This window comes from Paraburkholderia sp. ZP32-5 (assembly GCF_021390495.1).
In the GTDB taxonomy this organism is placed as follows: domain Bacteria; phylum Pseudomonadota; class Gammaproteobacteria; order Burkholderiales; family Burkholderiaceae; genus Paraburkholderia.
In genome coordinates this window covers 1,080,587-1,106,592 of record NZ_JAJEJP010000002.1, presented here as the reverse complement: position 1 = coordinate 1,106,592, position 26,006 = coordinate 1,080,587, and the positions used below count along the sequence as shown (strand labels likewise).

At 63.9% G+C, this 26,006-nt stretch carries 25 protein-coding genes; 9 read left to right on the top strand and 16 right to left on the bottom strand.

Going from position 1 to position 26,006, the window contains the following annotated elements; genetic code table 11:
• Nucleotides 1-365 precede the first annotated feature (365 nt).
• A complete protein-coding gene (gene nadE / locus L0U82_RS23705) occupies nucleotides 366-1,226 on the top strand; it encodes an ammonia-dependent NAD(+) synthetase (RefSeq protein WP_267929675.1) in 861 nt (286 codons plus the stop codon).
• Nucleotides 1,227-1,409: 183 nt separating this feature from the next.
• On the opposite strand, the gene L0U82_RS23700 is transcribed toward nadE, so the two are convergent.
• The 6 genes from L0U82_RS23700 to L0U82_RS23675 form a co-directional block, all read right to left on the bottom strand.
• Nucleotides 1,410-1,676 (bottom strand): RNA-binding protein, encoded by a 267-nt coding sequence (locus tag L0U82_RS23700; protein WP_233835067.1) that lies wholly within the window; start codon nucleotides 1,674-1,676, stop codon nucleotides 1,410-1,412.
• A gap of 4 nt (nucleotides 1,677-1,680) precedes the next feature.
• Nucleotides 1,681-1,839 (bottom strand): hypothetical protein, encoded by a 159-nt coding sequence (locus L0U82_RS23695; RefSeq protein ID WP_233835065.1) that lies wholly within the window; start codon nucleotides 1,837-1,839, stop codon nucleotides 1,681-1,683.
• A gap of 310 nt (nucleotides 1,840-2,149) precedes the next feature.
• On the bottom strand, nucleotides 2,150-2,506 hold the full coding sequence (locus L0U82_RS23690; protein WP_233835063.1) for a hypothetical protein: 357 nt from the start codon (nucleotides 2,504-2,506) through the stop codon (nucleotides 2,150-2,152).
• Nucleotides 2,507-2,677: 171 nt separating this feature from the next.
• Complete coding sequence (locus L0U82_RS23685) at nucleotides 2,678-3,370, bottom strand: hypothetical protein (protein WP_233835061.1); 693 nt, start codon at nucleotides 3,368-3,370, stop codon at nucleotides 2,678-2,680.
• Nucleotides 3,371-3,545: 175 nt separating this feature from the next.
• Nucleotides 3,546-5,222, bottom strand: coding sequence for a S10 family peptidase (locus L0U82_RS23680; RefSeq protein WP_233835059.1), 1,677 nt, complete (start codon nucleotides 5,220-5,222; stop codon nucleotides 3,546-3,548).
• A 177-nt stretch (nucleotides 5,223-5,399) separates the two neighbouring features.
• Complete coding sequence (locus tag L0U82_RS23675; protein ID WP_233835058.1) at nucleotides 5,400-6,959, bottom strand: S53 family peptidase; 1,560 nt, start codon at nucleotides 6,957-6,959, stop codon at nucleotides 5,400-5,402.
• A gap of 319 nt (nucleotides 6,960-7,278) precedes the next feature.
• Here L0U82_RS23675 and L0U82_RS23670 point away from each other — a divergent pair, with 319 nt between their 5' ends.
• Nucleotides 7,279-7,788 (top strand): DUF1993 domain-containing protein, encoded by a 510-nt coding sequence (locus L0U82_RS23670; RefSeq protein WP_233835056.1) that lies wholly within the window; start codon nucleotides 7,279-7,281, stop codon nucleotides 7,786-7,788.
• A 106-nt stretch (nucleotides 7,789-7,894) separates the two neighbouring features.
• On the opposite strand, the gene L0U82_RS23665 is transcribed toward L0U82_RS23670, so the two are convergent.
• Nucleotides 7,895-8,221, bottom strand: coding sequence for a YnfA family protein (locus tag L0U82_RS23665; protein WP_233835055.1), 327 nt, complete (start codon nucleotides 8,219-8,221; stop codon nucleotides 7,895-7,897).
• A gap of 169 nt (nucleotides 8,222-8,390) precedes the next feature.
• Here L0U82_RS23665 and L0U82_RS23660 point away from each other — a divergent pair, with 169 nt between their 5' ends.
• Nucleotides 8,391-8,564, top strand: a complete 174-nt coding sequence (locus L0U82_RS23660) for a DUF1289 domain-containing protein (protein WP_233835053.1) — start codon at nucleotides 8,391-8,393, stop codon at nucleotides 8,562-8,564.
• 266 nt (nucleotides 8,565-8,830) lie between these two features.
• Here L0U82_RS23660 and L0U82_RS23655 read toward each other — a convergent pair whose 3' ends face one another.
• Complete coding sequence (locus L0U82_RS23655; protein WP_233835051.1) at nucleotides 8,831-9,511, bottom strand: LysE family translocator; 681 nt, start codon at nucleotides 9,509-9,511, stop codon at nucleotides 8,831-8,833.
• A gap of 154 nt (nucleotides 9,512-9,665) precedes the next feature.
• Here L0U82_RS23655 and L0U82_RS23650 point away from each other — a divergent pair, with 154 nt between their 5' ends.
• Together L0U82_RS23650 and L0U82_RS23645 are read left to right on the top strand one after the other, a co-directional pair.
• Nucleotides 9,666-10,136: an Lrp/AsnC family transcriptional regulator gene (locus tag L0U82_RS23650; RefSeq protein WP_233835049.1), complete on the top strand. Its 471-nt coding sequence runs from the start codon at nucleotides 9,666-9,668 to the stop codon at nucleotides 10,134-10,136.
• A 79-nt stretch (nucleotides 10,137-10,215) separates the two neighbouring features.
• The gene (locus L0U82_RS23645) at nucleotides 10,216-10,449 is read left to right on the top strand and encodes a hypothetical protein (RefSeq protein WP_233835047.1); all 234 of its coding nucleotides are present in this window, start codon (nucleotides 10,216-10,218) and stop codon (nucleotides 10,447-10,449) included.
• A gap of 111 nt (nucleotides 10,450-10,560) precedes the next feature.
• On the opposite strand, the gene L0U82_RS23640 is transcribed toward L0U82_RS23645, so the two are convergent.
• Together L0U82_RS23640 and L0U82_RS23635 are read right to left on the bottom strand one after the other, a co-directional pair.
• Nucleotides 10,561-11,037 carry an OsmC family protein gene (locus tag L0U82_RS23640; RefSeq protein WP_233835045.1) on the bottom strand — a complete coding sequence of 159 codons (477 nt, stop codon included), beginning with the start codon at nucleotides 11,035-11,037 and terminating at the stop codon, nucleotides 10,561-10,563.
• 96 nt (nucleotides 11,038-11,133) lie between these two features.
• Nucleotides 11,134-11,499 carry a hypothetical protein gene (locus L0U82_RS23635; protein ID WP_233835043.1) on the bottom strand — a complete coding sequence of 122 codons (366 nt, stop codon included), beginning with the start codon at nucleotides 11,497-11,499 and terminating at the stop codon, nucleotides 11,134-11,136.
• Nucleotides 11,500-11,750: 251 nt separating this feature from the next.
• On the opposite strand from L0U82_RS23635, the gene L0U82_RS23630 reads away from it, so the two are divergent.
• The 4 genes from L0U82_RS23630 (at nucleotide 11,751) to L0U82_RS23615 (ending at nucleotide 19,820) form a co-directional block, all read left to right on the top strand.
• Nucleotides 11,751-13,748, top strand: a complete 1,998-nt coding sequence (locus L0U82_RS23630) for a bifunctional DedA family/phosphatase PAP2 family protein (protein WP_233835041.1) — start codon at nucleotides 11,751-11,753, stop codon at nucleotides 13,746-13,748.
• A 630-nt stretch (nucleotides 13,749-14,378) separates the two neighbouring features.
• Nucleotides 14,379-15,626, top strand: coding sequence for a phospholipase A (locus L0U82_RS23625; protein WP_233835039.1), 1,248 nt, complete (start codon nucleotides 14,379-14,381; stop codon nucleotides 15,624-15,626).
• Between the two features lie 326 nt (nucleotides 15,627-15,952).
• Nucleotides 15,953-17,188 carry a hypothetical protein gene (locus tag L0U82_RS23620; RefSeq protein WP_233835037.1) on the top strand — a complete coding sequence of 412 codons (1,236 nt, stop codon included), beginning with the start codon at nucleotides 15,953-15,955 and terminating at the stop codon, nucleotides 17,186-17,188.
• Nucleotides 17,189-17,204: 16 nt separating this feature from the next.
• Nucleotides 17,205-19,820, top strand: coding sequence for an ATP-binding response regulator (locus tag L0U82_RS23615; RefSeq protein WP_233835035.1), 2,616 nt, complete (start codon nucleotides 17,205-17,207; stop codon nucleotides 19,818-19,820).
• Nucleotides 19,821-19,881: 61 nt separating this feature from the next.
• Here the strand turns inward: L0U82_RS23615 and L0U82_RS23610 are convergent, their stop codons facing one another.
• From L0U82_RS23610 to mmsB, 6 genes are all read right to left on the bottom strand, one after another.
• On the bottom strand, nucleotides 19,882-21,000 hold the full coding sequence (locus L0U82_RS23610; RefSeq protein ID WP_233835033.1) for a hybrid sensor histidine kinase/response regulator: 1,119 nt from the start codon (nucleotides 20,998-21,000) through the stop codon (nucleotides 19,882-19,884).
• A gap of 407 nt (nucleotides 21,001-21,407) precedes the next feature.
• Nucleotides 21,408-22,502, bottom strand: coding sequence for an AI-2E family transporter (locus tag L0U82_RS23605; protein WP_233835031.1), 1,095 nt, complete (start codon nucleotides 22,500-22,502; stop codon nucleotides 21,408-21,410).
• 125 nt (nucleotides 22,503-22,627) lie between these two features.
• Nucleotides 22,628-22,810: a CsbD family protein gene (locus L0U82_RS23600; RefSeq protein ID WP_233835029.1), complete on the bottom strand. Its 183-nt coding sequence runs from the start codon at nucleotides 22,808-22,810 to the stop codon at nucleotides 22,628-22,630.
• A 310-nt stretch (nucleotides 22,811-23,120) separates the two neighbouring features.
• Nucleotides 23,121-24,293, bottom strand: coding sequence for an enoyl-CoA hydratase/isomerase family protein (locus tag L0U82_RS23595; protein ID WP_233835027.1), 1,173 nt, complete (start codon nucleotides 24,291-24,293; stop codon nucleotides 23,121-23,123).
• Nucleotides 24,290-25,087, bottom strand: coding sequence for an enoyl-CoA hydratase (locus L0U82_RS23590; RefSeq protein ID WP_233835025.1), 798 nt, complete (start codon nucleotides 25,085-25,087; stop codon nucleotides 24,290-24,292). The genes L0U82_RS23595 and L0U82_RS23590 overlap by 4 nt, the downstream gene beginning before the upstream one ends.
• Entirely contained in the window at nucleotides 25,084-25,998 is a 915-nt protein-coding gene (gene mmsB, locus L0U82_RS23585; protein WP_233835023.1) for a 3-hydroxyisobutyrate dehydrogenase, read from the bottom strand. The genes L0U82_RS23590 and mmsB overlap by 4 nt, the downstream gene beginning before the upstream one ends.
• Nucleotides 25,999-26,006: the final 8 nt, after the last annotated feature.

Here is a 26,006-nt window from a genome sequence, read left to right as displayed (position 1 = left end):
CACCGGGGCGGAAGTCTGAAGATCCAATCCAGGCTGGCCAGGCCTATCCGGTTGGTTCATCGCGTGTCGGAGCAAACATGATTATTATTGATTGCCCGCGGGTTTTTCGCGGTGCCTGGAACAACGATATTACTCAGCACATTGCGGCATGTCGATAAAAATGCGATTGATTTTTCAATGCGTCGTAAAAGCTGATGATTTACAACGCCAGTGTGTCGCGTTGAAAGCGGCCAATAAACGATTTAAAACGGATAGCGCCGATTTAAACGCCGTATAAGAACGCCACTTGAACCGGCAAAAAACCCGATGAGCTATCGCCGCATGAACCGATTTTCAACCTGTTTGCACGAGGAAACCGAGGAATCATGACCCAACCCGATCCAGCCGCCCGCCAGGCGGGCATTGCAGCGGAAATGCACGTCACCGGGCAATTCGATGCAAATCGCGAAATCGAGCGCAGAGTCGATTTTCTGGCGAACTATCTGCGCGGCAGCGGCCTGAAAACCTATGTGCTGGGCATTAGCGGCGGCGTCGATTCGACCACGGCAGGCCGTCTCGCGCAACTCGCGGTCGAACGTCTGCGCTCGGACAATTACGACGCGCGATTTATTGCAATACGTCTGCCTTACGGCGAACAGCGAGACGAAGCCGACGCACAGCAGGCATTAGGTTTCATTTGTGCAGACGAAAATCTGACGATCGATATCAAACCCGCTGCCGATGCAATGCTCGCGTCGCTCGATAAAAGCGGCGTGTTATTCAACGACGAAGCGCAGCAGGATTTCGTGCACGGCAATATCAAGGCGCGCCAGCGCATGATCGCGCAGTATGCAGTAGCCGGCGCGCGCGGCGGCGTCGTGATCGGCACGGACCACGCAGCCGAATCGGTAATGGGCTTCTTCACGAAATTCGGCGACGGCGGCGCCGACGTGCTGCCGCTTGCCGGACTGAGCAAACGCCGCGTGCGCGCGGTCGCGAAGACACTGGGCGCACCCGACGCGTTGGCCCACAAGGTGCCGACCGCCGACCTCGAGATGCTGCGCCCGCTGCGTCCCGACGAAGACGCCTATGGCATTCCGTACGACGCGATCGACGATTTCCTCGAAGGCAAGCCGGTCGACGAAGCCGCGCGCAATGTGATTCTGCGGTTCTATGAAGCGACGCGTCACAAGCGCGCGTTGCCGTATACGCCGTTTGACTGGCCGGAGCACACGGACGGGGAATAGGAAAGCGGAATGCCGGGATGGCGAGGGTGATGGGAGTGCGCGAGCGCCGCAAGAGATAAAGCGAACAAAGCGGCGAACGCGAGGCGATCGATAAAGGCGGTCAACGAAGGCCTCGAGCGCGTGCCTGTCACCCTCGCAAAAGTGTTGCGGAAAAAGAAGCAGCTAGCGCGGCGTCGAAGTGCGTTAGCGCTCGGCGGGCGGCTCGTCGCTAAACAGATCGGCGCTCGCTTCGAGCGGCTGACCGCCAAGGTGCCTGCCCTGAATCTGTCGCGCGATCACGTCGCCGACATACGGCACATTGGCGGCCAGTTCGACCGTCGCGTAGGCACCGGGTTTGCCGATGTCCACCACCTCGACGCTTTTCGCGTAATGCCCGAGTTCGCGCGTCAGAAACTCCCGCACCTGCTGCTCGCTGCACGACTCGGCGATATTGCGCACGGTCAGATTCATGTCGCTACCCTCGCCGCGCGTCGCGGCCCGTTTGACGATCCGCGCTTTCGATGCGCACCGGCCGCAATGCAGCGCGCTGCTTCGCCTGAGCAAGCGCAAGTTCGCGAATCGCGACGGCTCCGGCAACGCCCAAAGCGAGCAATGACAGATAGAACGCCATCATTCAAATCTCCTGTGCGGGTTTTGTCCTGTTGTCAGGATAGTCCTGTCGACACCGGCAGCACCGCGACACGATGTCATGGGGATACGGTACAACGATTCCGTCAAGGCACTGTACCCGAATCGGCCAGACCGGCCATAGCAAAACATCGGCTCATTCAGCACGGTGCATGCCCGGCCTGTGGGCTGGATGCGCTGGCTGACCGTCGCGGCAATCTGCCCGAACCTCCTAGGCCGCCTAGCATCGGCGTTGCCGGTGGCCTGCCGCGGAGCAGGCGCATGAAGGTCGGACCGATCGGATGGATCAGAACGGATCAGTCCGCCGCTTGCACGTTCGCCGCGTTCACCCACCATGCGTTCTTGCCCTGCGGCAGCCGGATCAGCACCGCGGACGGATCGTCGACGCCGTCATCGGCGATCTGGCACACCGGCAAACCGTCAGGCAGATGCTTGACGGAACCTGCAGCCTGAAACAGCGCGACGCGTTGCGCGGTGAGCGGGCGCAGTTGCCGGTACACGTCGAAGCTGATCGCCGCCGGCACGTCGCCGCGGATCACCAGCGAATCGGCGCTGGCGCAATGCGCGGGTGCGGGCGTGGAAGCCTGCGCGGCGGCGCTGCCGCACAGACAGCCGAGCGTAAGCGCGATGGCGGCAAGGCGGGATTGAGTCATGTATTTCTCCGAAAAAGTGAGGGCGGCGGAATGCGAACTACCGATCGCGGACAACGGGCTTCGCCGGTGCGAATGACTGCGCGAGCAACGATCCGGGTATGAACTGAGGGACTCGCCGCGCCGAGCCTGTGCGAGTACACGGACCGCGCCTGAACATGCCTGGCCCGGCGTTCAACGTGCGCCGTCGTGCTCGTCTCCGTGCCCGTTTTCGTGCCGGCTGTCGCCACCGTCACTGTCGACTGCGGCGTCGTCGCCGGTCGCGACATCGAGTGGGCTCACGTCGCAGGAGGTCTGCCCGAAGCCCGAATAAACAGCCGACCAGTTGCCGACGATCGTCGCTTGCGCTTGCGCGAGACTCAGCTTGCCTTCGCAGACGCAGCGCTTGAGCATGACCGTCGCGCGTGCCTTGCGGCGTTCACCCTGCGGGCCTGCCCACGGCCGGAGATCGAGATTGGCGCGCGCGTCCGGCGAGCCGCCGAGCACGATCGGCACTCGCCGGTCGAGCGCGAACGTGACGCCGTCGTCCGCTCCGATGCCGCGCGCGGCGAGCAGACGGTCCTTGTGTTCCATCAGTTCGTCGAAGGGCGGCGCAACGGTGTCCGCATAGCCGGGACGGCAAATCGTGTGGCCAATCGATTGCTGTGTGACGCGTTCGTCGAGCATCCCGCTGTCCTGGGCGGCGACGTTGCCGATGTGCAACCCAAGCAGCACCGCCACGCACAGAAGCACGCCACGGCGAGCTTTATACGCACATCGGCTGAGGCGATCTTCGTGCGCGAGCAGCCGCGTATCGGGCTCGTCGTCGCTATTGATTGTGCCGCTGGGAAAACGGCTGTGACACCGGTCTGCAATGCCTGCGTTCATTCGTCGGCGCGCCGGCGTCGGCGCGCGGTAGTTCAATTCGCAGGGCAATTAAAACACATTCAATATGCGTAAGTACAAAAGCCGCGTATCGACGCGAACCGCGCCGGCGTGAGTTTTGCCCTGCTCGCCCGAATATCCCGCGCGCGGTCGCCTCGCGGCGACCGCTACCCTGTCGTTACTTTGCGACCCGCGCCTGCAACGCGCGAATCCGCCCGAGTGCCTGGGTATTCGACACGGTCGCCTCGTACATCTGCGCAAGATCGGCTTTCAGCGCGGTGCGCGAGCCACCGTCGAGATAGACCATATGCCCCGACGGATAGAAGCGCGCGGACAGGTTCTGCCGCACCTGCTGGCTGACCAGCGGCATCTGCTGAAGATCGAGCACAGTCTGATAGAACGGCGTGACGAAATCGTAGAAGCCGTTCGCGGACAGTACCTTCAGGTCAGGATTGAGCGCCATCACCGCGGCAAGGTCGCCGGCCGTATAGAGAATGATGTTGCCCTTCGAATCGACGCCTTTCTGCGCGCCGGTCGGATCGATATGGCTGAAATCCCAATACTTGAAAGCCTGATCGTTGAGGTCGGTGAACGACGAATTCGACGTGTACTTCAGTTGCTCGTTCAGATACACGTTCCACATCGTCGTATAGACGCCAGTGACGGCCGTCATCGTCGGGTCGTTGCCGCCGGAGTTCGGGTCGATCTTGCCGGCGATGCCGGTATCGATCGCCGTGACACGGCCATCGTATTCGCCGAGCGCCAGGCCCTGCGACTTCAGCAGCGTGGTCAGGAAAAGCGAATTGCCGCGGCTGTCGTAGCCGGCGATATCGAGGCTCCATGCGAGCAGCGTCGTTTTGTCGATGCCGGTGTATTCGCTGAGCTTTTCGACGGTCGCGGCGTCGGTGGTCGGAAACTTCCGCAGCGCGGCCAGATAGTCGGTGCGCGCGAATTGCGCGACCTCTTCGGCAAACGCGCCGAGATCGGTCGGCCGCGGCGCGACGCCGAGTTTCTTGTGATACCACGCGTCCGCGGCCGCCGTGGGCAGCGCGCCGACCGGGTTGCCGGCCTGCGTGTAATCGAGAATCGACGATTGCAGCGTGATGCCGTTCAGATCGACGCCGTCTTCATGCAACCGGTACGCGAGCACGCAACTGCGCGCCGTGCCGTAAGACTCACCGAACAAGTATTTCGGCGAGTTCCAGCGATTGTTCTTCGTCAGAAAGCGCTTGATGAACTGCTTGATCGAGTCCGCGTCCTGATCGACGCCCCAGAAGTCGCGATTCTTTTTCGGCGCGATCGCCGCCGAATAGCCGGTGCCGACCGGGTTGATAAAGACCAGATCGCTTTTGTCCAGCAGACTGTCCGGATTGTCTTCCATCGAATACGGCGCGGGCGGCGTGAAATCCGGCATCGATGTCTTGATGCGGCGCGGCGCGAACGACCCGAGCAGCACGAAGACCGACGACGACCCCGGCCCGCCGTTATAGAAGAACGTGACCGGCCGCGTTTCTTCCTTCTGGTTGTCCTGCGTGAACGCGACGTAGAACATCCGCGCTTCGGGTTGAGAACTGCTCGGGTCGACGATCACGAGATGACCCGCCGTCGCCGTGTAATTGATCTTGTGTCCGCCGATCGTGATCGCGTGGTGCGTGATCGCGGCGCTTTCGTCGGTTGCGGTCACCGAGTCGTCCGGTCCGTTGCCGTAGGCGACCGGATCGAAGAACGGCTGGTCGCCGCCCTTGGCCTTGTGCGGCGCGCTCGTGGTGGTGGCTGTACCTGCCGTGGCCGTGGCCGCGGCGGGCGCGTCGTGCGACGAATGCTGATTGCCGGAAGCTGACTCTGTGTTCGTCATGATCGCTCCAAGGGTTTGTTTTACGTGTCGTGCGTCCTCGTTCTTACGTCCTCTACATGCGATGCCAGCGAGTGTGCCGCGAGCATGCCGTGCTTATTGCCTGCTTGTTATGGATTGGTCCCCCGCCTTTTCCGCGCGTATCCCGCGCTTCCCCGCATTGGTCCCGTGTGTTGCTGACTATAGTGCGGCCGCCACCTTCCCGCCATTGGGACTGCCAAGTCCCGTGCAGGCGTCCCATCCCTTCGACGCCGCGAAGCTGCCGTTGTTGCCTTGCGTAATGTCGTTGCATGCGCCCGGCGCCTTGTAGAGCTTTGCATTGACGAAGCCGGCCGGCTGCCCCTTCGCCGCGTTGATCCGCGCGATCAGTCCGGCCCACAACGGCGCGACCGCGCTGGTGCCGCCGACCACCGTCTGCGTACCATCGATCAGCACGCTGTAGCCGGTAATGGGCGATGCATCGCCGGCTACATCCGGCACACCGCGCCCGCTCAACGCCTTGCTGCCGCCTCCCGTCGACGTTGCCGACAGGTTCTTCTGCCACACGGGCACCGGGAACGCGGTGCTCACGCCGCCGCCGCTCGCACCGCCCTGCTCGCCGTCGTTCCACACGACCTCGTGCGTGATCGACGAACCCGATGCGGTCACGCTCGTGCCGCCGCACGCGAGCACATACGGGCTCGACGCCGGGAAATCGACCTGATCGCCGCCGCCCGAACCGTCGCTCGAACCGCTGTCGCCCGACGCCGCGCAGATCGTTACGCCGAGCGCCGCCGCCGACTGCAGCACGCTGTTGAATGCCTGCATCGACTGGCCGGTCCAGACCGATTCCGGCGCGCCCCAACTGATCGAGATCACCGACGGCTTGTTGGCCGTGTCGTGTACCGCGCGGTTGACCGCGTCGAGAAAACCCGCGTCGCTGTTCTGCGTGAAGTAGACGGCGATGGTCGCGCGCGGCACCAGTGCGCCGACGATCTCGACGTCGAGTGTGACTTCGCCGTCCGGCCCGTTCGGGTCGCCGCTCGGCTTGTTGCCGCTCTGATCGACGCCGATCGACTTCACCGTCGGCGCGGCGACGCCGAGGCTCGCGAAATAGGCTTTCAGGTCGGACGTGTTATAGCCGCCGCCCAGCTCGATGATGCCGACGCACTGGCCGTCGCCGTCACTCTGCGGAAACTCGTATAGCGATGCAAGCTGCAACGGCGTGAACGACTCCTGCCGCGCACGCGCCGCCGCGAACGGTGGCCGGATGCGGAAGTGCGGCCGTGCCTGCGGACGGTTGTCGAGCCCAAGCACGGCCTCGACGACGCCATGCAGATCGTCCGGCACGCTGATCGTGCCGGTGCGACCGCGAAACTGCCCGGCCGTATGGTGCTGGTAGTGCTCGAGCTTGACCTCGAACGCGGCCTGGAACTGCGCGATCGTGCCGCTCAGCAGCACCGAACGCTCCGCGGCGTCTTCGCGCGCAACCGTGAGCCCATGCGCGACGGCGAACGCCTTGACCTTCGCGATGTCATCCGGCGCGGCGCCGTAGTCTTTGGCCAACTCGTCGCGCGACAGCGGCTTCACGTTCGGGTCGCCGGCCTCGATCCGGCTCATCAGCGCGTCGAACTGCGCCTGGCGCTGCCGGCGCAGCATCACGTAAACGTCGATCCGCTGCGCCGGATCGCACTGCCCGATAAGCTTCGTGCCTTGCTCGACCGTTCGTTCGCTGCCTGGCAATGGGTGCTTGGTGCTCATGGTGTCGACTCTCCTGTTGGCGTGGCGGCGCGCGATCATGCGCAGCGAAGCGCGATTCCCGCGGCCGATGGGCTCGCTAGCACACCCCGAGCCCGCACCTGCGCATGGCGTGAGCGCACATGGCTATGCGCGGCGGGCTTATAGGATCTGGTCAACCGTCCGACCCAAGCATTCGAACACAGTTCCGGCGCCCGTGGCACTCGTCCGAATGGCTAATGCGCGACGTGAGCGCGTCGCGCTATGATGCTGAAGCGGCATTCCCGCCGTTCCATTGCCTCGCGCGCCGCCTGCGCGCACGATCGAGAAATCAGAGGAACTCATGTCAATTTCGATGTATCAAGCGTCACTGCCCGTGCTGATTCGCGGCCTTACGAACCTGCAGGCCATTCTGGGCAAAGCCGAAGCGCATGCCGCAGCGAAGCAGATCGAGCCGTCCGTATTCACGAATGCCCGGCTCGCGCCGGACATGCTGCCGCTTGTGCGCCAGATTTATATCGTGAGCGATACCGCAAAGGGTTGCGCAGCGCGGCTGGCTGGCGTCGAACCGCCGAAGTTCGAAGACGTCGAGCAGACTTTCGATGAATTGCAGTCCCGTCTTCAAAAGACGATCGATTATCTGAAGGAATTCAACGCCGCACAGATCGACGGCTCGGAAAGCCACACGATCACGTTGAAAATGCGCTCGGGTCCGCTCGAATTCACCGGCCTGTCATATCTGTTCGGTTTCGTGTTGCCGAACTTCTATTTCCACATCACGACTGCATACGGCATCCTGCGTCATAACGGCGTGGAACTCGGCAAGCTCGATTACCTGGGCGGCATGCAGTAACCGCAGCCTTCGGACTGGCGTGCGCGAGCCGGAGCGCTGGGATTGACCTTCGGCAGCTCGTACCACGGGTTGCCGAGCATCGATTACATGGCGCACCAGCTTGCCGTTATAGATGAACGCGCGGCTGGAACGCGATCACTGCCATGCCGGCCAGTGTCAGTGCAACGCCCGCGGCGTCCCATAGCGTGGGCCGTACCTTGTCCACGCCCCACAGCCACGCAATCGCCACCGCGACATACACGCCGCCGTACGCCGCATAAACGCGGCCCGCGGCGCTGCCGTGCAACGTCAGCAGCCATGCGAACAGTGCGAGGCTGAGTGCACCGGGCAATAGCAGCCACGCGGAGCCGTCCTCCTTCAGCCAGCGCCACGGCAGGTAGCAGCCCAGAATTTCGGCAACGGCGGTCGCGACGTACAGCAGGAAGGTTTTCATCGATGGAAAGGAAAGTGATCGTGTCGCCGCGCGTGGGCACGGCGACCTGTTCGAGTTGCAACCGGCATGGGTGCCGGCCGCGCTATCGGCTTTATTAACACAATCACTTGGCGCCGCGCGCGCGGCGCGTGCGACATTCGCGCTACTTCAACCGCGACGGCTATCGGTCATGAGCATCGAGTCACCCTGCATCGATATCTGCAAGTTCGACGACAAAACCGGCTTTTGCATCGGCTGCACACGCACACGCGACGAATGCAAAAGCTGGAAGAAGATGAAAGACAAGCATCGCAAGAAAATTATCGAGGACCGGCCTCGGCGCGAACGCAAGCTGAAAAAGTGAGTAGCGGGGGCGGTCACTCCGGGCTTGGTCAAGGTTGACTGTAGCCTGCTGGCTCCTGGGCTGCGGCTTGCGCCAAGACTGGAGCCTGCGGTGCAGTCCGTGCCAAGATTGAGGTCTGCGCGCGCTGCGACTTGCGCCAGGACCGGGAAGTCTGCGCTGCGGCTTGTGCTACGACCGGGAGGTCTACGCTGCAGCTTGCATCGCGACCGGAGGCCTGCGCCGCGACCTGCACCGAGGCCGCAGCTCAGCCCAACTCCATTCCCACCTCAATCCAGCGAAAGCCGCACCGCGAACCCAATCAGCGCTGCCGAAAACGTCCATCGCTGCAAAGTCTGCGCGAGCGGATGAGCGCGCATCCAGTTAGCGATGCGCGCGGCGCCAACCGTATACATCAGGTCGAAACAGGCGCCGATCACCAGCAGCACCACACCGAGTTCGATCATCTGCAACGCGACCGGCCCCGCTTCGGGCCGCACGAATTGCGGCAGCAGCACCGAGCAGAACAGCAGCGCCTTCGGGTTGAGCAGATTCGTCAGCAAACCTTTGACGAACGCGGCCCGCAACGGACGCACCGCGCCGGCCGCCTCGCCGCTCGCGGCGTTCGCGCTGCTCGCGGACACCGTCTCACGCTCATCGCGCGCGTTAGCCGGCAGCGCAAAACCCGGCGAGCGAAAGATCTGAATCCCGACCCACGCGAGATACACCGCGCCGACGTAGCGCACCGCGTCGTACAGCCACGGTGCGTTGCGCAGCAATGCAGCCATGCCGCACGCCGACAGCGTCACGTGCGTCGCGCGCGACAGGCCAAGCCCGGCGGCCGCCGCAAAGCCGCTGCGCACTCCGCGCGAAATGCTGGTTTGCAAAATCAGCGCCATGTCTGGCCCAGGCACCGCATAAACGACAATCAGCGCCGCCACGTAGACGGCCAGCAGGTGAGCGGAAATCATCGCAGCCTCCTTGTTCTTGAAGGCTCCATCTTGCTTCAGATGAGGTAGGGTTTATTGGCGAATTACTGACCGCCTGGCGCCATTCATGGAGGAATGCGCTAACATTTCGTCATTCAGAAGTGCCTTCCACTCACGTCAATGTCACCTTCCGACCATGCCCTCCGAAGACCTCGACAAGACCGACCGCGCGATCCTCGCGGCGCTGCAAAACGATGGCCGCATGTCGAACGCTAAGCTCGCCGAAACCGTCGGCCTCAGCGAGACGCCATGCGCGCGGCGTCTGAAGCGCCTCGAAAACGACGGCTATATCGACCAGTACCGCGCGGTGCTGTCGCGCGCCGCGCTCGGCCTCGGCGTGGTGTCGTTCGTGCTGGTGCGCTTCGCTGTGCACGACCGCGTGGTCGCGAACCGCTTCGAACGCGAGGTGCAGGCGATGCCGCGCATCCTGTCGTGTCACAACGTGTCGGGCAGCGCCGACTACATTCTGCAGATCGTCGCGCGCGATCTCGACGACTACGGCGCCTTCATGCGCGACGTGCTGCGCGGGCTGCCCGGCGTGACATCGGTGGAATCGGCGTTGTCGTTGCGCGAAGTGAAGCCGTTTGGTGGCCTGCCGCTCTCCTGAGCCGCGCGCGGACATGGCATAGTCCTCCCTTGACGCGGCGCGAGCCACTCCGACAAAACCACACGACCCAGGAGTTTTCATGGACCACGACAAGGCGCGAGCCGAAGAAACCGCCGCGATGGAACGCGTATTGATCGCGACGCGGCGCGTGCAAACAGCGTTTGCATCCCTGCAATCGCAGTTCCCGCCCGCGGGCAGCGGCCAACCGTCGCAGTTTGCGCTGCAGACTTTCGACGCCGCGCTGCAGGAACTCGAAGATGCGCAGGCTGCGTTCGACGAGATGCTCGGCGATCTGCTCGACGGCAAGCGTTGAGCGCCGGCCGGCGAGCATCTCCATACGGCATTGCGCCGGTGTCCGGATCACCTGTGGCGAAGGCATCGATGATGCCGTGTCAGGCCCCGGCTTCGGGCCCGCAAGCCCGCGTCAGCGAGCGTCCGTCTCGATCAGCGGCTCGCAGAGAATCGGAAAGTTGACCGAGTTCGCGATGTAGCACTTTTCGTGTGCGACGTGATGCAGATGCTCGGCCAGTTCGACATCGCCGCCCGCGCGGATCACGACGCGCGGCCGCAGCACGATCTCCGAAAAACGGCCCGGCTGCGAGCTGTCGAGCATCGTGCCTTCGGCGTCGTCGCGATAATCGAGCACGACGATGCCTGCATCGGAACACAGGTGCAGATACCAGAGCTTGTGGCATGCGCTCGCCGACGCGACCAGCAGGTCTTCGGGATTCCAGCGCTGCGCATCGCCGAGAAACGCCGGGTCCGACGAGCCCGGAATATCGGGCTTGCTGCCCGAAGAAATCACGTGATCGCGCCCGTATTCGCGATACCCCGAAGTGCCGCTGCCACGGTTGCCCGTCCATTGCACCGATACGTGATACTTGTGCTCGCCGTGCGCCATTGACCTTCCCCTGTTGTCGGATCGGACCTGCATTCTATCCGCGGCATTGCGGTGCCGGCGGGTGCCGCGCATGCTGCGCGCGATGGGTGCGGTGCGCTAGCGAGGCGGCGCCGCCCTGCCGCTTACATTCGGCGCGCGCGGATCGGCCGGCATATAGAGAGCCGTGCCATTGGCTCGCATGTTGTTCAGCGCGGGCCCCGAGCCGACCGATCCGGCCGGGCCAATGCCATACTTCGCGCCCGCCGACGTGCCCACGCCTGGCAACGCACTGGAGCCGCTAGTCCCCGTGCCCGCGCCTTGCGTCGTGGCCGCGCCGCCTGTGCCTGACTGCGCGCCGCCCGCGCCTTGAGACGTGCCCAACTGCTGCGCGTCGACGCCACCGATAGACCCCACCGTCAACACCACCGCAATCAGCGCAGACCGCGCGATGCCGCCCGCGATGCCACCTATTACTCTCCGCATGACTTCCCCCAGCTCGATCGATCTATACCCTGCCCGGCACTGCTTCGACGTCGGTGTGCATCGCCGACGCTACTCGCTATTCTGAGCCGATCGCTCGCCGCTTGCAGCGCCGCGGGCCACCGCGAAGGCCGCCGCCTCTCCCCCTCCCTCGCCTCTCCCACCGCCCACCGAACCACCCCCGCGCGCGCTATGATCGATCGCTACACCCGCACACCATCACCTCACCACGCCAGCACCGCCGTTCGCGCACGATGGAGCACACCTACATCCACCTTTTGCATCTGCTCGCCGGCCACTCGACGTGGATGCTCGCGATCGTCTTTCTCGCCGCGTTTCTCGAAGCCATTGCGGTCATCGGCACCTTCATCCCCGGCAGTACCGCGATGTTCCTCGCCGGCGCGCTGACCGGCACCGGCGCGCTGAGCCTCGGCTGGGTCTTCGTGTGGGCGCTCCTCGGCGCGGTCGCCGGCGACGGCATGAGCTTCTGGCTCGGCGAGCGCTACAAGGAGCGCATCGTCCATCTATGGCCGCTTCGCACGCATCCCGAAGTGCTCGAGGCGGGCCGGCGTTTCTTTATCAAGCATGGCGCGAAGAGCGTCGTGCTCGCGCGCTTTATCGGCCCGTTGCGGGCGATCGTGCCGGTCGTCGCGGGCATGATGGGAATGCCGCCGCTGCGCTTCTATGCGATCAACGTGCTGTCGGCGCTGATCTGGGCGCCCGCGCACATCCTGCCGGGCGTCGTGTTCGGCGCGTCGGTGCTGCTCGCCGGCGCGGTGTCGTTCCGGCTCGTCGTGATCCTCGCGATGCTCGTCTGCATCGTGTGGCTGAGCTTTCGCGGCGCGGCCTTTCTGGTGTCGCATGCGAATGCGTGGTCGAGCGCGGCGGGCCGCCATCTGGGCGACTGGGCCTGCCGCCATCCGGGGCCGCTCGGCCGCGTCGCGCGTAAGCTGCTCGACCCCGACACGCCGGACGCGACCCATATCCTCGTCGCGTCGCTGGTCGTGCTGCTGGCTGGAGCACTCTTCTTCGGCGTGCTCGGGGACGTCGTCAGCGGCGATCCGCTGACCACCGTCGACCTGTCGGTCTATCACTTCCTGCAATCGGTGCGCACGCCATGGGGCGACGCCGTGCTCGCCCATCTCGCGACGCTCGGCAGCGGCCTCACGCTGATCGCGCTGATCGTCACCGTCGTGCTGTGGATGGTGTGGGAGCGGCGCTGGCGCACGATCACCTACTGGCTCGCGGCGGTCGCGTTCTCGCAACTGCTGATCCTCGCCCTGCAACTCGCGATGCACCGCGCGCCGCCCAACGAACTGATGACCGGCCACTATGTGTTTCCGAGCAATCACGTCGCGGCGACCGTCATCGTGTACGGCTTTCTCGCGTTCCTGCTCGGGCGCCGGGTCGGCAAGCTCGAAGGCGTGCTAGTCGGCGGCGCGAGCATCATCGTCGTGATCGTGGTCGCGCTGGCGGGCGTCTACTTCGGCCGCTACTGGGTGTCCGACGCGATCGGCGGCGCGGCGCTTGCCTACGGCTGGGTCGCGATCGTCGCGCTGAGCGCGCTGTGGCGACATCCGCAGGCGCCGCCGCGCCGCTGGTTCATGCCGCTCGTCGTGCTCGCGGTGATGCTGGTCAGCGTCGGCGTGCAGCTCGGCGTCGCGCCGCCCGCGCCGCCGGACACCACACCGCCGCCTGTGCTGCTGACACAGGCCGCATGGAAGCAGTCCGGATGGCGGCGCGTGCCGTGCTTCCGCTCCGACATGGGCGGCGATCACAAGGAACCGCTGACGCTGCAATGGGTTTCGGCGCCGGCTTCGATTCGCGAGCAGTTGCGCTCGCAAGGCTGGGTCGAAGGCACCGACGTGTCCGCGCACAGCCTGCTGTCGCTCGCATCGCCTGATGTATCGGCAGTGTCGCTGCCGGTGCTGCCGAAGCTGAACAACGGCGTGCCGTCGTCGCTGGTGTTCATGCGGCCCGGCGAGACGCGCGACGAGCGCTACGTGCTGCGTTTCTGGCCGAGCGGCTATGCGGTGGACGACGGCATGACCGCCGCGCCGCTCTGGGTCGGTGCGTTCGCGCACGAGCGGCTGTCGCGGCCGTCGTGGCCGCTCAACATTCTGCGGATCGACAGGGAAACGAGCCCGTTCGACGCGCACGCGAAATCCGGCAGCGAACTCGGCGCGACGATGATCGCGGAAGTCGATTGTCATGGCGTGCCGGTGTCGTTGCTGGTATCGCCGATGGAATGAATCGCTCAATAAAACCTCGGCTTTTCCGCATTGGTTTCGGATTGCCGATATCACGAAGCGCGGTCAAATGTGAACTGAAAAGAATGTGAACGGGGAACCGCGAGAAAAGGACCGCCGCTCAATTACTATCCGGGGAATACCCGATCACACCAGGCAATGTATCGAGCTTGCGCGAACCTTGCCGCAGCGCTTTTGAAATACACGTTGCGCGAATGCAACGGACGAAAGCCAATAGCCGTTCTTTAACCACTGGTTATCCCTGGCGCGGCTAATTGTTTGCCTCTCGTGCAATACGCAATCTGCGCTGGCAATTATCCGTCGTGAATAGCAGGAACTACGATGCAGCGCGCCTCGGCAATGAACCACGTGACCCCGATTTTTTACCCAATTACACGCTTTAACGTTATCGTCTCAGTGCGACATGAATTCTTCGTCGATCAATAGGAGTCCCGTGTGCGGAATCAATTGATGTCTCGCGTGAAGAAAGACCACAAGTTCGCAGTACGCAGCCACCGCTCGCGTGTTTCCAGTTCACATTTCAACCCGTTCTCAGACTCATCCACTCGCTCATTTGCGAACCCGGTTGTTGCCAACTCATTTATCCGGTTACCTTTGAAGCTCTCGCTATGCATGAGCCTGCTGATCCTCGGCGCCAGCTACTCGACCTATAGCGTTGCCGGCGTTTCCGTATTGCGTCCGCCGCGTGAAGCACTATCGAGCACTCCGCTCGAAGTAACGATCGTCTATTCCGGCGATGAACCCAATGGCACCGAGGTCGACGTTCCACCGCAGTTGAACATCGCGATTAGCAATCCGGACGTGATACCAAGGCCGTTGGCACTGACCCGCGAAAACGGCGCGCCGGATCATCTGAAGCTCGCCGCGGGTGAACTGAAGGCGATCCGCTATTTCGGCACATGGCCTGAATGGGCGCGCGGCGCGATGAAGATCGATGTACCGGAACTCGACGTGTCGCCATCGTTCGTGATGCTGACGCGTCCGCCTCACTCGGGCAAGGACACGGCGGTCGCGTCCGGCGCCGGCAAGCCGGCCGACATGCCGAATGCGACCGCCAGCGCAGCCGAACCATCGTCGACAAGTTTGATTGCCTCATCGCCACCGCCCTCGCGTCCGAATGCGCCGGTGCCGGAACTCAACAGCTTCCTGAGCCGCTTCTCCGCTTACGAGCCGACGTATTTCGCCGATGGCTCGAATGGCGAGAACCTCGCGAAATTCCAGCTGAGCTTCAAGTTCCGCCTCGTTACGCCGGACGATCCGCGCTCGCGCGGCTTCGCGGACAACATGTATTTCGCCTATACGCAAACCTCGCTATGGGATCTCGGCGAATACTCGGCGCCCTTTCGCGACACCAGCTATATGCCGGCACTCTTCTACTATCTCGAAGACACCGGCTGGAAGAGCAAATGGTGGAGCAGGATGGGTTTGATGGCCGGCTACGAACACGAATCGAATGGACGTGACGGCCCCGAATCGCGCGGCATCGACATCTTCTTCGTGAAGCCGATCTGGGATTTCGGCGACCTCAACGGTAACCATCTGACCGTCGAGCCGAAGGTGTACTACTATGCGCACATTGCCGGCGAGAACCACGATATCGCCGACTATCGCGGCTATATGGACCTGAAGCTCATCTACGGCAGCACCGACAGCTGGCAATTGGCCGCGACGCTGCGCAAAGGGATGAAAGGCGGTAAAGGCAGTATCGATACCCAGTTCACTTACCCGTTGGCGAAGCTGATCAATAGCCGCTGGGGTGGCTTCCTGTGGCTCGGCTTCTTCTCCGGCTATGGCGAAGATATTCTCGATTACAACCAGCATCGCTGGATTGCGCGAATCGGCTACGCCATCACGCGATAGCACAGTGTGACTGGAGCACGCAATGGAAAGGCCGCCGGATCGAAGCCAGGGCTTCACCCAGGCGGCCTTTTCAGCATTGATCAGTACGCCATTGCGCGCCTGAATGCAGCGCTGGTTTCTTCCTGATTTGCCGCTAAAGTTCGCTCAAAGTTAATCCCCGACTGCCGCGCGCACAGAACGTTAAATAGCTCGTCAAATCTGTGTGCACGAACAGACGGGCACAACGCCGCGAATTTCTCTAGAGTTGAAGGGCCGCCACTCAATCCGGGCTGGCCACGCCGCGCGCTGACCTTTCCAGCGTCAAATCAAATCCAAAAGGAAAATCAATGCAAACCGCTCTGCTTAAGGACGTGTCGACCGTCCCTCATGAACCAACCGGCCTTCTTTTGCGCCGTAGTAGTGCTCCACTGACGCTCAAACACGAAATTCACCCGGAACAAATCCGCGACAGTTTGCCGGCCCGACAGGGCGGAGTCGGCTTTCTGTTTCACGCAACGGACTGGGAAACCCTTTCATTTTCTTTTCATAACGTTCGACATCGGAGCGAATCGTTTGAAGAAGAATTGTGGAATACCAAGCCATTCATCGCTTCACCGATCTATTCGGGATCGCAGGTGATCGGCGCGAATATCGCCTGCCCGGTGCCGCTCGAAATGTGGCTCGGCAGTCCGCGCGGCATCAAGCGTTTCCGTGAAAAGCAATTCTTCCCGGCATTGGAACTCGCGCGCAAAGCCGGCCTGAACATGGTCGCCATGGGCGCATCCACGCCGTATGCGTGCAACTACGGCGCACTGCCGCGCCCGATCAAGCCGCCTCACATCACGACCGGCCATGCGGCCACCGCGGCGATGCTGAAGGACTGGGCGATGCACTGCTGCGACCAGCTCGACCTCGAATTCGGCAACACGAAGCTCGCGCTGTTCGGCGCGGCCGGCCGGCTCGGCACCACCGTTTCCAAGTACCTGCTGTACAAGGACGCGCCGAAGGAACTGGTGCTGATCGACCTGCCGGACAAGCTCCCCCTGCTGATCGACCAGGCCAAGGAACTGCTCGCATCGGACCTGCTCGGCAAATCGAAAGTGTCGGTGCATACGTTCAGCCCGGATACGCCGCTGCCGGATTTCGACGGCGCGATTCTCGCGAGCAGCACCAGCGTGCCCTACCTCACCGCCGCCGATCTGAAGCGCGCGCAATTCTGGATCGACGATTCCCACCCGCGCGCGGCGAGCGTCGAGGCGGAACTCGCATCACGCGGCCAGACGCTCTATATTGAATGTTTCGCTCGTGGCCCCGCCGGCCTCGACACCGCCTTCCCGTTCAGGCTGCCGTCCACCCGCGACTGCTACACGTGTTTCGCCGAAGGCTATTCGGCCTGGCAGGAGGGTATCGCATCCGATTTCATCATCGGCAGCCCGCCAGTGTGGTCCGTCTCTTATACTCATGGTCTCCTGAAGAAGTACGGTTTTTCGGTCGGTCCGTTCCACGGCAAGAACGGCGAATCGATCGGCCTCGAAGGACTGGAAGCTCAAAAATTCAATACGCATGAATTGATGGGATCGTAATGACAACGGAGGCCTGATGGCGAGACCGCGCGAAAGTATGCGGGACATGCTGGAACGAAGCAGGTTTGCAATCCGATGGGGAGGCGCACTCGGCCTCCTGTGTCACCCCATCTATTACGTCGTCTGGACCTACATCCTTCCACAGCCGTACGACAACCTGGCGCTGCGCTTGAGCGCGGCGGCAGTGTGCGTGCCGTTGCTGTTTCAGGCACGCTGGCCGAAGCGCTACAACTCGCTTCTGCTGGTCTACTGGCATTGCTGCCTGATCTACGTGCTGCCGTTCGTGTGCACGTTTCTCACCGTCAGAAACGGTTTCTCCACGATGTGGATGATGACCGAGGTCATGATGATCTTCATTCTGGCGCTGTGTATCGACAACCCGCTGCTGCTGATGACCTGCATCGGCATCGGTGTTTTCACCGGCGGCTTTGCCGGCGTCGTCAGTTCGCCGCTGCCGGTCGTTCTCAGCGCGGAAGACAAATCGAATATCGCGCTGCTGCCGGTGGTCGTGCTGTGCAGCATGGCGTTCAGTCACGCAATCAGCAAAGGACGGATCTTCGTCGAAAAGAACCGCGCGCTGCAGGCGCTCGCGGGATCCATTGCGCATGAGATGCGCAATCCGTTGAGCCAGTTGCGCCATGTGCTCGACCGCGTCGAAGAAGCGCTGCCGGCGGTGACCGAGCCCGGCGAGGCACCGACGTTGACGGACGGCACCGCGTCGGTGCTGTACAACCATCTCGCCCAGGGGCAATTGTCGATCGAGCGCGGCCTGCGCATCATCGCGATGACGCTCGACGAAGTGAGCGCGAAATCGATCCGCTCCGACAGCCTCGGCTATCTGCATGCGGCGGCCACCACGCGCAAGGCGCTCGAAGAATACGGCTTCGACAACGCGAAGGAACGTGCGAAGGTGAAGCTCGTCGTCAAGGAAGACTTCGTCTTCAAGATCGACGAAACGGTCTATCTGTTCACGCTGTTCAACCTGATCAAGAACGCGCTCTATCACATCGCCGCGCATCCGCAGGCGACCCTGACGCTGACGATCGACCGCGGCATGGTGACCGTGCGCGATACCGGCGCGGGCATCGCGCCGGAAATCGTCTCGCATCTGTTCGAGCCGTTTCGCACGGCCGGCAATTCGAGCGGCACCGGGCTCGGGCTCGCGTACTGCCAGCGCGCGATGCACGCGTTCGGCGGCAGCATCGAATGCCAGTCGGAAGTCGGCAAGTACACCGAGTTCACGCTGCGCTTTCCGCCGGTGTCGAGCAGCGAAGTCGTGGACCATGAACGCCAGCTGTTCGAGCGCGCGATGCCCGCGTTCAAAGGCAAACGCGTGCTGGTGGTCGACGACGACAACACGCTGCGCGCGCGCACCCGCAGCGTGCTGACGAAGGCCGGCGCCTACGTCAGCGAGGCGGAAAGCGGCGAAGTCGCGCTCGAGACGCTCGGGCTCGCCTCCCAATACGACCTCGTGCTGATGGACATCAGCATGCCGGTGATGGATGGCTATGCGGCCACCGAACGGATTCGCGCCGAGCGCAACTCGCCGAATCGCAACGTGCTGATCGCCGCATATACCGCCGAGCCCGGCAACGCGGTGCGGCTACGCGCGCGCCGCGCCGGGATGGACGAGATCATCAGCAAATCGTCGAGCGTGCAGGAACTGATCACCGCGCTGCAGGCGTTGTTCGAAAACGGCACGCGGCATCATTCGGGCGAGCAGCGCGATGGCTTCATCGGCAAGACGATCGTCGTCGCCGACGACGACACCTACAGCCGGCTCGTCGCCAAGACCTATCTGGAGCGCTGCGGCGCAAGCGTGATCGAAGCCGAGCATGGTCAGGGCGTGCTGACCAGGTTGCAGGAACACGGCTTTATCGATGCGATCCTGATGGACATGAACATGCCCGGCATGAGCGGCATCGACACGACCCGATCGATCCGTTCGCGCACCGATGCCTATGCAACGGTGCCGGTGATCGCGCTCACCAGCCACTCGGACGCCGAATCGGTACAGGCCTGTCTCGCCGCCGGAATGAACGAGGTGATGATCAAGCCGGTGCAGGTGGGCTCGCTGTACGCCTGCCTCGCGCGGCAGTTCGGCGCGCGGGCCGCGCCGCCCGCGGACGCTGCGCAAGGAACCACGGGAGCGGCGGGCGTTGCGGCACCAACGTATGTCTCCGCGCAACCGGCGGTCCCGGTCCCGCCGCCCGCTGAGGCCGTGAACCTGCTCGCGGCCCAGTTCGATGCGATCTCGGACGAAAGCCTGCTCGACGAGGAACACCTGGAAGAACTGGCCGCGCTCGATCTGCTCGACGAATCGTTCGTCAACGGTATCGAGCAGATCCGCTCACTGGTGATGCGGCTCGCGACCAACACCGCGGCGGTCGATATCAAGGCGACGCATGTGGCGTTGCACGCGCTGCTCGGCGTCAGCGGCAATATCGGCGCGAAGGCGCTGCACGGTTACGCGCGGCAGATCTATCCGCGCGTGATCGCCGGCGAGTGGCCGCTGGAAGCCGACTGGCTCGCGCAGATCCGCACGCTGAGCGTGCGCTCGACCGACGCGCTGCAGCGCTACTACACGTCGGCGAAGACACGGCGCGATCATCGGGATGCGCTGAGCGATTGAGCGGCGCGGGGCGTCAGTTGCGCCGGCCGCTTGTTTGGCCGTTGCTGGCCACATCCCCGCGCTACACCCGCCCCTTCAGATTGGGAAACCCCATCGTCACCGTGGTGCCCTCGCCGACCGTCGATTCGATGCCGAGGCTGCCGCCGAACGACTGCATGATGCGATTGCAGAAGATCATGCCCATGCCGTGACCGCCGGTGCCGCCGTGCGTCGTCACCGGATCCTGCAATAGCCGCGCCTTGATTTCCGGCGCGATGCCCGGGCCGTTATCGCGAATCCGGATCTCCGGTTCGGGACTGTCCGTCACTTCGAGCCATAGCGACGGCGCCGGCATATCACCAAGCGCGCGCAGCGCATTGGACAACAGCGACGACAACACGAGCGCGACGCAATTGGGCATCGCGCGCACGACGAAATCGCCCTGCACGTCGACCCGAATCCAGTCGCGCTGCGCGCCGACGAACGGATAGGTATCGAGCAGCGACGCCACCAGCCGCGTCGCCTTGACCTCGCGGGCGCCCGCCTCCGCGACCGACTGCTGGCCGCCGCTCTTATGCACGGTGGCCCAGAACGACGAGATCAGCGTCAGGCAATACTGCGCGTTATTGAGCATCGAGCGCGCCGCGTCGCCGATGTCCTTTTGCCGGCCCGGATCGTACTGTTCGGCAACGTCGTTCTCGACTGAGCGCGCGAACAGCGAAATGGCCGCAAGCGGCGTGTTCAGTTCGTGCGCGAGGAAGGCGAGCGTTTCGTCCATCGCCAGCAGCCGCTGTTGACGGGTTTCACGCTCCGCATAGCGTGCGATCGCGAGTTGCAGCACCTCGCGCACCTTGTCCGTACGCAACGGCTTTTCGAGTATGCGAAAAACATCACCGGTATTGACCGTTTGCAGCAGCATGTCCTTGTCGGCATACGCGGTGACGAGGATGCGCACGATCTGCGGATATTCGTGCGCGACCTGGCGCAGCAGGTCGTCGCCGTCGCGGCCCGGCATCCGGTAGTCGGTGACGAGCACGGCGATCTCGGCGCCGTACTGGCCGAGCACTTCGATCGCCTCATCGGCGCTTTGCGCGACGTGTACGCAGTAGTCGGCGCGAATCGCGCGGGCGAAATGGTTGCGCGACATCTCCTCGTCGTCGACGAACAGAACGGAAAACGGTGGCTGAGTCGTGTCGCTCATGGCATTCCAGACGGATAGCGGTTTTGCCGACCGCAAAAAGCGGGCATTCGCGACGATCATATACAAAGCGGCGGCGCGGCGGGAGTCGCGTCCTGCGTTTTCCCAGTGCGCATCGAACCGGCAGACCGTTGCCGTTGTAACCGCACCAAAGCATCCGTAGCTGGACGTCGAGCGGCTGTTTATTCTGATCGCGGCGGCGCCGAAGTATGCCTGATCCCTATGCCCTATCCGTATGCGTGTATGCCCTATCTGTATGCGTTTTGCGGCGGCCCGGCGGCCCGGCGATCCGGCGATCCGGCGGTCCGGCGGTCCGGCGATTCAGCGCTCCGGCGTCCGCTTCGAGCGCGAACACCGCGAACATCCGCGTCGCCGCGCCCTCGTTCGCCCTTACTCGCCCTCATTCACCATCACTCCCGCTCGTCCATCTCCCCCGTCAACGCCCGCCGCGCGGCCTCACCCTCGGCGTGCGATGCCGAATAAAACACCCGCGCGCGGCCGATCACGATCTTCAGCGTTGCGATCACCGGCACCGCGAGAAAAATCCCCGCGACGCCGCCGAGCTGATCGCCGGCGAGCAAACCGACGATCACCAGGAACGGACTGACTTCGACGCCCTCGCTCATCAGATACGGATTGAGCACGTAGTCCTGGAACAGCCGGTATAGCCCGATGAAAACCAGCAGGATCGCCCAGTGCGGAAAGCCGCTGAACGCGGCGACCACCAGCGTGATCGCGACCGCCGCGAGCGGCCCGGCGAACGGCACGAATTCGAGCAGCCCCGCGCTGACCGCCAGCAGAAACGCATACGGCATGCCGAGCAGCGAAAACGCGACGCCGTAGCAGAACAGCGTCGCGAGCGACAGAATCAGCAGCGCGCGCACGTACTTCGACAGCAGCACGTTCAGATCGTCGACGATATCGCTCCACAGCCGCCGATGCCGCTTCGACAGCAGCGCGAGAAACGCGTCGCGCATCTGCGCGCCATCCTTGATCAGCAGGAAGCTCAGGATCGGAATCAGCACCAGATAGATCAGATTGCTCGCCGCGTGCACGACGCCGAGCCCGAGACTGCGCGCCATCGGCACGGCCTTGTCGGAACCCGTCTCGATCTGGCCGCGCACGAAATCGACGATCCGCTCGCGCAGCGGTTCGAGAAAATGCGGCAACGGCAAGCGGTTCGGCACATCGGTGCGCATCAGCGTCGGCAATTGCGTGAGCAGATGCGTTGCCTGATCCTGCAACTGCACGCCGAACAGCGAGCCGACCACTGCGATCAGCGCGACCACGACGACGAACACCAGCGCGATCGACGCAACGCGCGGCACGCGCCGCGGCCGCACGCGCTCGACGAGTTCGACCATCGGATAGATCAGGTAGCTGAAGAACACCGCGAATACGACGACGAGCACCGTGGTCGACGCGACATAGATGATGAAGAACAACAGCGCGATCAGCGACGCGGTCCAGACTTTCCTGGCCGTGCCGACTTCGAATCCCAGCATGGAGTTTCCTCGAATGGATGATGCGAGCCGGTGGCCGAAACGCGCCACGGATATCGGGGTGATATCGGCCTGATACGGGGGTATATACGCGCCCGAGGTGACGCGTCCGAGGCAGTGGAAAAAACTTACCGCTTCAGACGCTCGCGCACCGCGTCGGCCGCCTCCCCGACTTTGGTCTGCATCCTGCCGGCGAGTTTTTCAGCCGCCCCTTCGGCCTGTTTGGCGCGGTTGTGGGTCACTTTACCGATCGCTTCCTTGACCGAGCCTTTCAGTTCCTTCGCGGTCCCTTCAATCCGATTCTTGTCCATGGCGCTTTCCTGGTGAGTTTGGCTGTGGAGTTGCCTGCTGATGTTGCAACGAAACAGCAAACGGACGACGCGACGCGCCGCGTCATCGCGCGGACCGCCTCGCGTGCTGCGGTTCCGCGCCTATGCAACCTCACAGTCGTAGCACGTACCGTTCCCGGCACCGTGCCCGCGCCATGCATCTGTGTACCGCCAATGCCTGCTGCCCGGTGCTTGCGCCGGGCGCGCTTCCGCGATCACCTTTCTGCCATCGCCTCACCATCGGTGCCCGATCGAAACGGGCCGAAAACGCGTGCAACACCCGCCGCGCGCGTCACCGCTGCCCAGCACCCAGCCCCGCCAGCGGATGCGCGCCGTCCGTCCACGGCGACGCAAGGAAATGCCGCACGCGCTCGGGCCGCACCTCGGCCAGCGTCGCGGGCGACCAGCGCGGCTGACGGTCCTTGTCGATCAGTTGCGCGCGCACGCCTTCGCGGAAATCGCCCTCGTCGATCGCACGCTTGACGATGCCGAGTTCCATGCGGAAGCACTCGGCGAGCGTCATCTGCCGGCCGCGCAACAACGCTTCGCGGGTGACATGCAGCATCGTCGGCGACAAACTGGTGAGCGCGTCGCAGGTCGCCTGCAGCCATTGACGCGCCTCGCGCCGCGGCTCGCGTTCGAGGTCCTGGCGCAGCGTCGCGACGATCCGCTCGACGCCCGAGCGCCGGTCGAAGTGCCGCATGATCAGCGGCGTCAACGATTCGAGCGGCGCATGCGGCACGATGTTGCACGGCGGCTCGAACACCGCGCGCAAGGCAGCGAGCGGCTCGCCGTCGTGCGGCATGCGCTGCAGACGCTCGTCGAAGCTCGCGAGCCAGTCGGCCGGCACGCACAGGTCGGCCAGTTGCAGCCGCAGCGCATCCGCGCCGGACAGCGTCGCGCCGGTCATGCCGACATACAGCGCGAGTTCCGCCGGCATCACGCTCAGGAAATGGCTCGCGCCGACATCGGGCACGAAGCCGATACGCGTCTCCGGCATCGCGATGCGGCTGCGCTCCGTGACGATGCGCAGCCGCGCCGCCTGACCCAGGCCCATGCCGCCGCCCATCGCGATGCCATCGAGCAGCGCGACCACCGGTTTTGGAAACGTGTGCAGCGCATAGTCGAGCCGGTATTCATCGACGAAGAACGCGAGCCAGCGCGGGTCACCGGCGGCCGCGAGCCGATCCACCTCGCGCACGTCGCCGCCCGCGCAAAAGCCCTTGTCGCCGGCGCCTTTCAGCACCAGCGCGACGATGCCGCCGTCGTTGCGGCAATGTTCGAGCAGCACCGCGAGCTCGCGCACCATCGCGTGCGACAACGCGTTGAGCGCGGCCGGCCGGTTCAGCGTGACGATCGCGACGCGGTTGACGACGCGAAACAGGATCTCGGCTTCGGCTTGCGCGTTAACACGGCGGCTTGTGTCACGTGGGGCATTGGGTATCGCGTTCGGCACGGCACTCATCGATGCCTCTCCTCGCCGACCTCCGTCTGCCAGCGCGGCGCGCGTTTTTCGAGGAACGCATTGACGCCCTCGCGCTGATCGGCGCCGTCGAACAGATCGACAAAACGTTCGCGTTCGAGCGCGAGCGCCGCAGAGCGCGGCACGCCTTGGCGCGCCTGATGAATCAGCGTCTTGCTGAAGCTCACCGCCTGCGGACTCGAGCCGGTCACGCGCTGCGCCATCGCCAACGCGGCTTCGCGCGCCGCGCCACGCTCCACGACTTCCTCGATCAGCCCGATGCGCAGCGCGGTGGCCGCATCGACGCGTTCGCCGGTCAGGATCATCCGCTTGGCCCAGCCTTCGCCGACCAGCCAGGGCAAGGTTTGCGTGCCGCAGCCGCACGGCAGCAGACCGACCGCGGTCTCGGGCAACGCCATCACCGCATGCTGCTCGGCGATGCGGATATCGCACGCGAGCGCGCATTCGAGACCGCCGCCCATCGCGTAGCCGTTGATCGCCGCGATCACGACGGGCCGTGCGTTCTGCAGCGTTTCGAACGCGGCACCGAAGCGCGACGCCGCGGCGCGCGCGAGTTCGCGATTGCCATCCGCGAACGCGTTCAGATCCGCGCCCGCGCTGAAAAACTTCGGGCCGTCGCCGGTCACGACGATCGCGCGTACCCGCGCTTCGGCATTCAGCCGCTCGATCGTCTGTTGCAGTTGCAACAGTCCATCCGGCGTGAACGCATTGGCGGGCGGCCGCTTCAGCGTCAGCAGCGCAACCGCGCCATCGTGCAGGTAGTCGAGTTCGATCATTGTTTGCCTCCTTCATTACCGCTGCGATCCGATTGGCGGTACAGCTTGATCACCGCCGAGAAGTCCAGCCGCCCCGCGCCGTGCGTGCTCATCGTCTGATACAGCTGTTGCGCGAGCGCGCCGAGATAGACCGGCTGACGCACGCCGCGCGCGGCATCGGTGGCGAGGCCGAGGTCTTTCAGCATCAGGTCCGTGCCGAAGCCGCCGGTATAACCGCGCGACGACGGCGCGGTGTCGATCACGCCCGGCATCGGGTTATAGGTGTCCGAACTCCAGCAGCGCCCGGTCGACGTATTGATGATGCCGCCGAGCACCTTCGTATCGATACCGAGCGCTTCGCCGAGCGACATCGCTTCCGCGACGCCCGCCATCGAAATGCCGAGCACCAGGTTGTTGCAGATCTTCGCGACCTGGCCGGTGCCGGTATCGCCGCAATGCACGATGTTCCGGCCCATCGCCGCCAGCACCTGTTTCGCCTGCTCGTACGCGCTCGCGCTGCCGCCGACCATGAACGTCAGCGTGCCGGCGACCGCGCCGCCGGTGCCGCCGGATACCGGCGCGTCGACGAAGCTGTTGCCGTGGCGCGCCGCGAGTTCGGCAAACGCTTTGACGCTTGCCGGATGGATCGTGCTTGAATCGATGATCGGCACGCCCTTCGCAATGCCGGCGAGGATGCCGTCGTCGGCCGTTAGCACGCTGCGCACGTGAGCCGCGGCGGGCAGCATCGTGATCACGCATTCGACGTCGCTGGCGGCCGCTTGCGGCGAGCCGGCGGCGTGCGCGCCCGCGTCGACGAGCGTGCGCACTGCCTGCTCGCTCAGGTCGAACACGTTGAGCGCGTGGCCCGCTTTCAGCAGGTTCAGCGCCATCGGCGCGCCCATGTTGCCGAGTCCGATAAAGCCAATTTTCATCGTGCAAT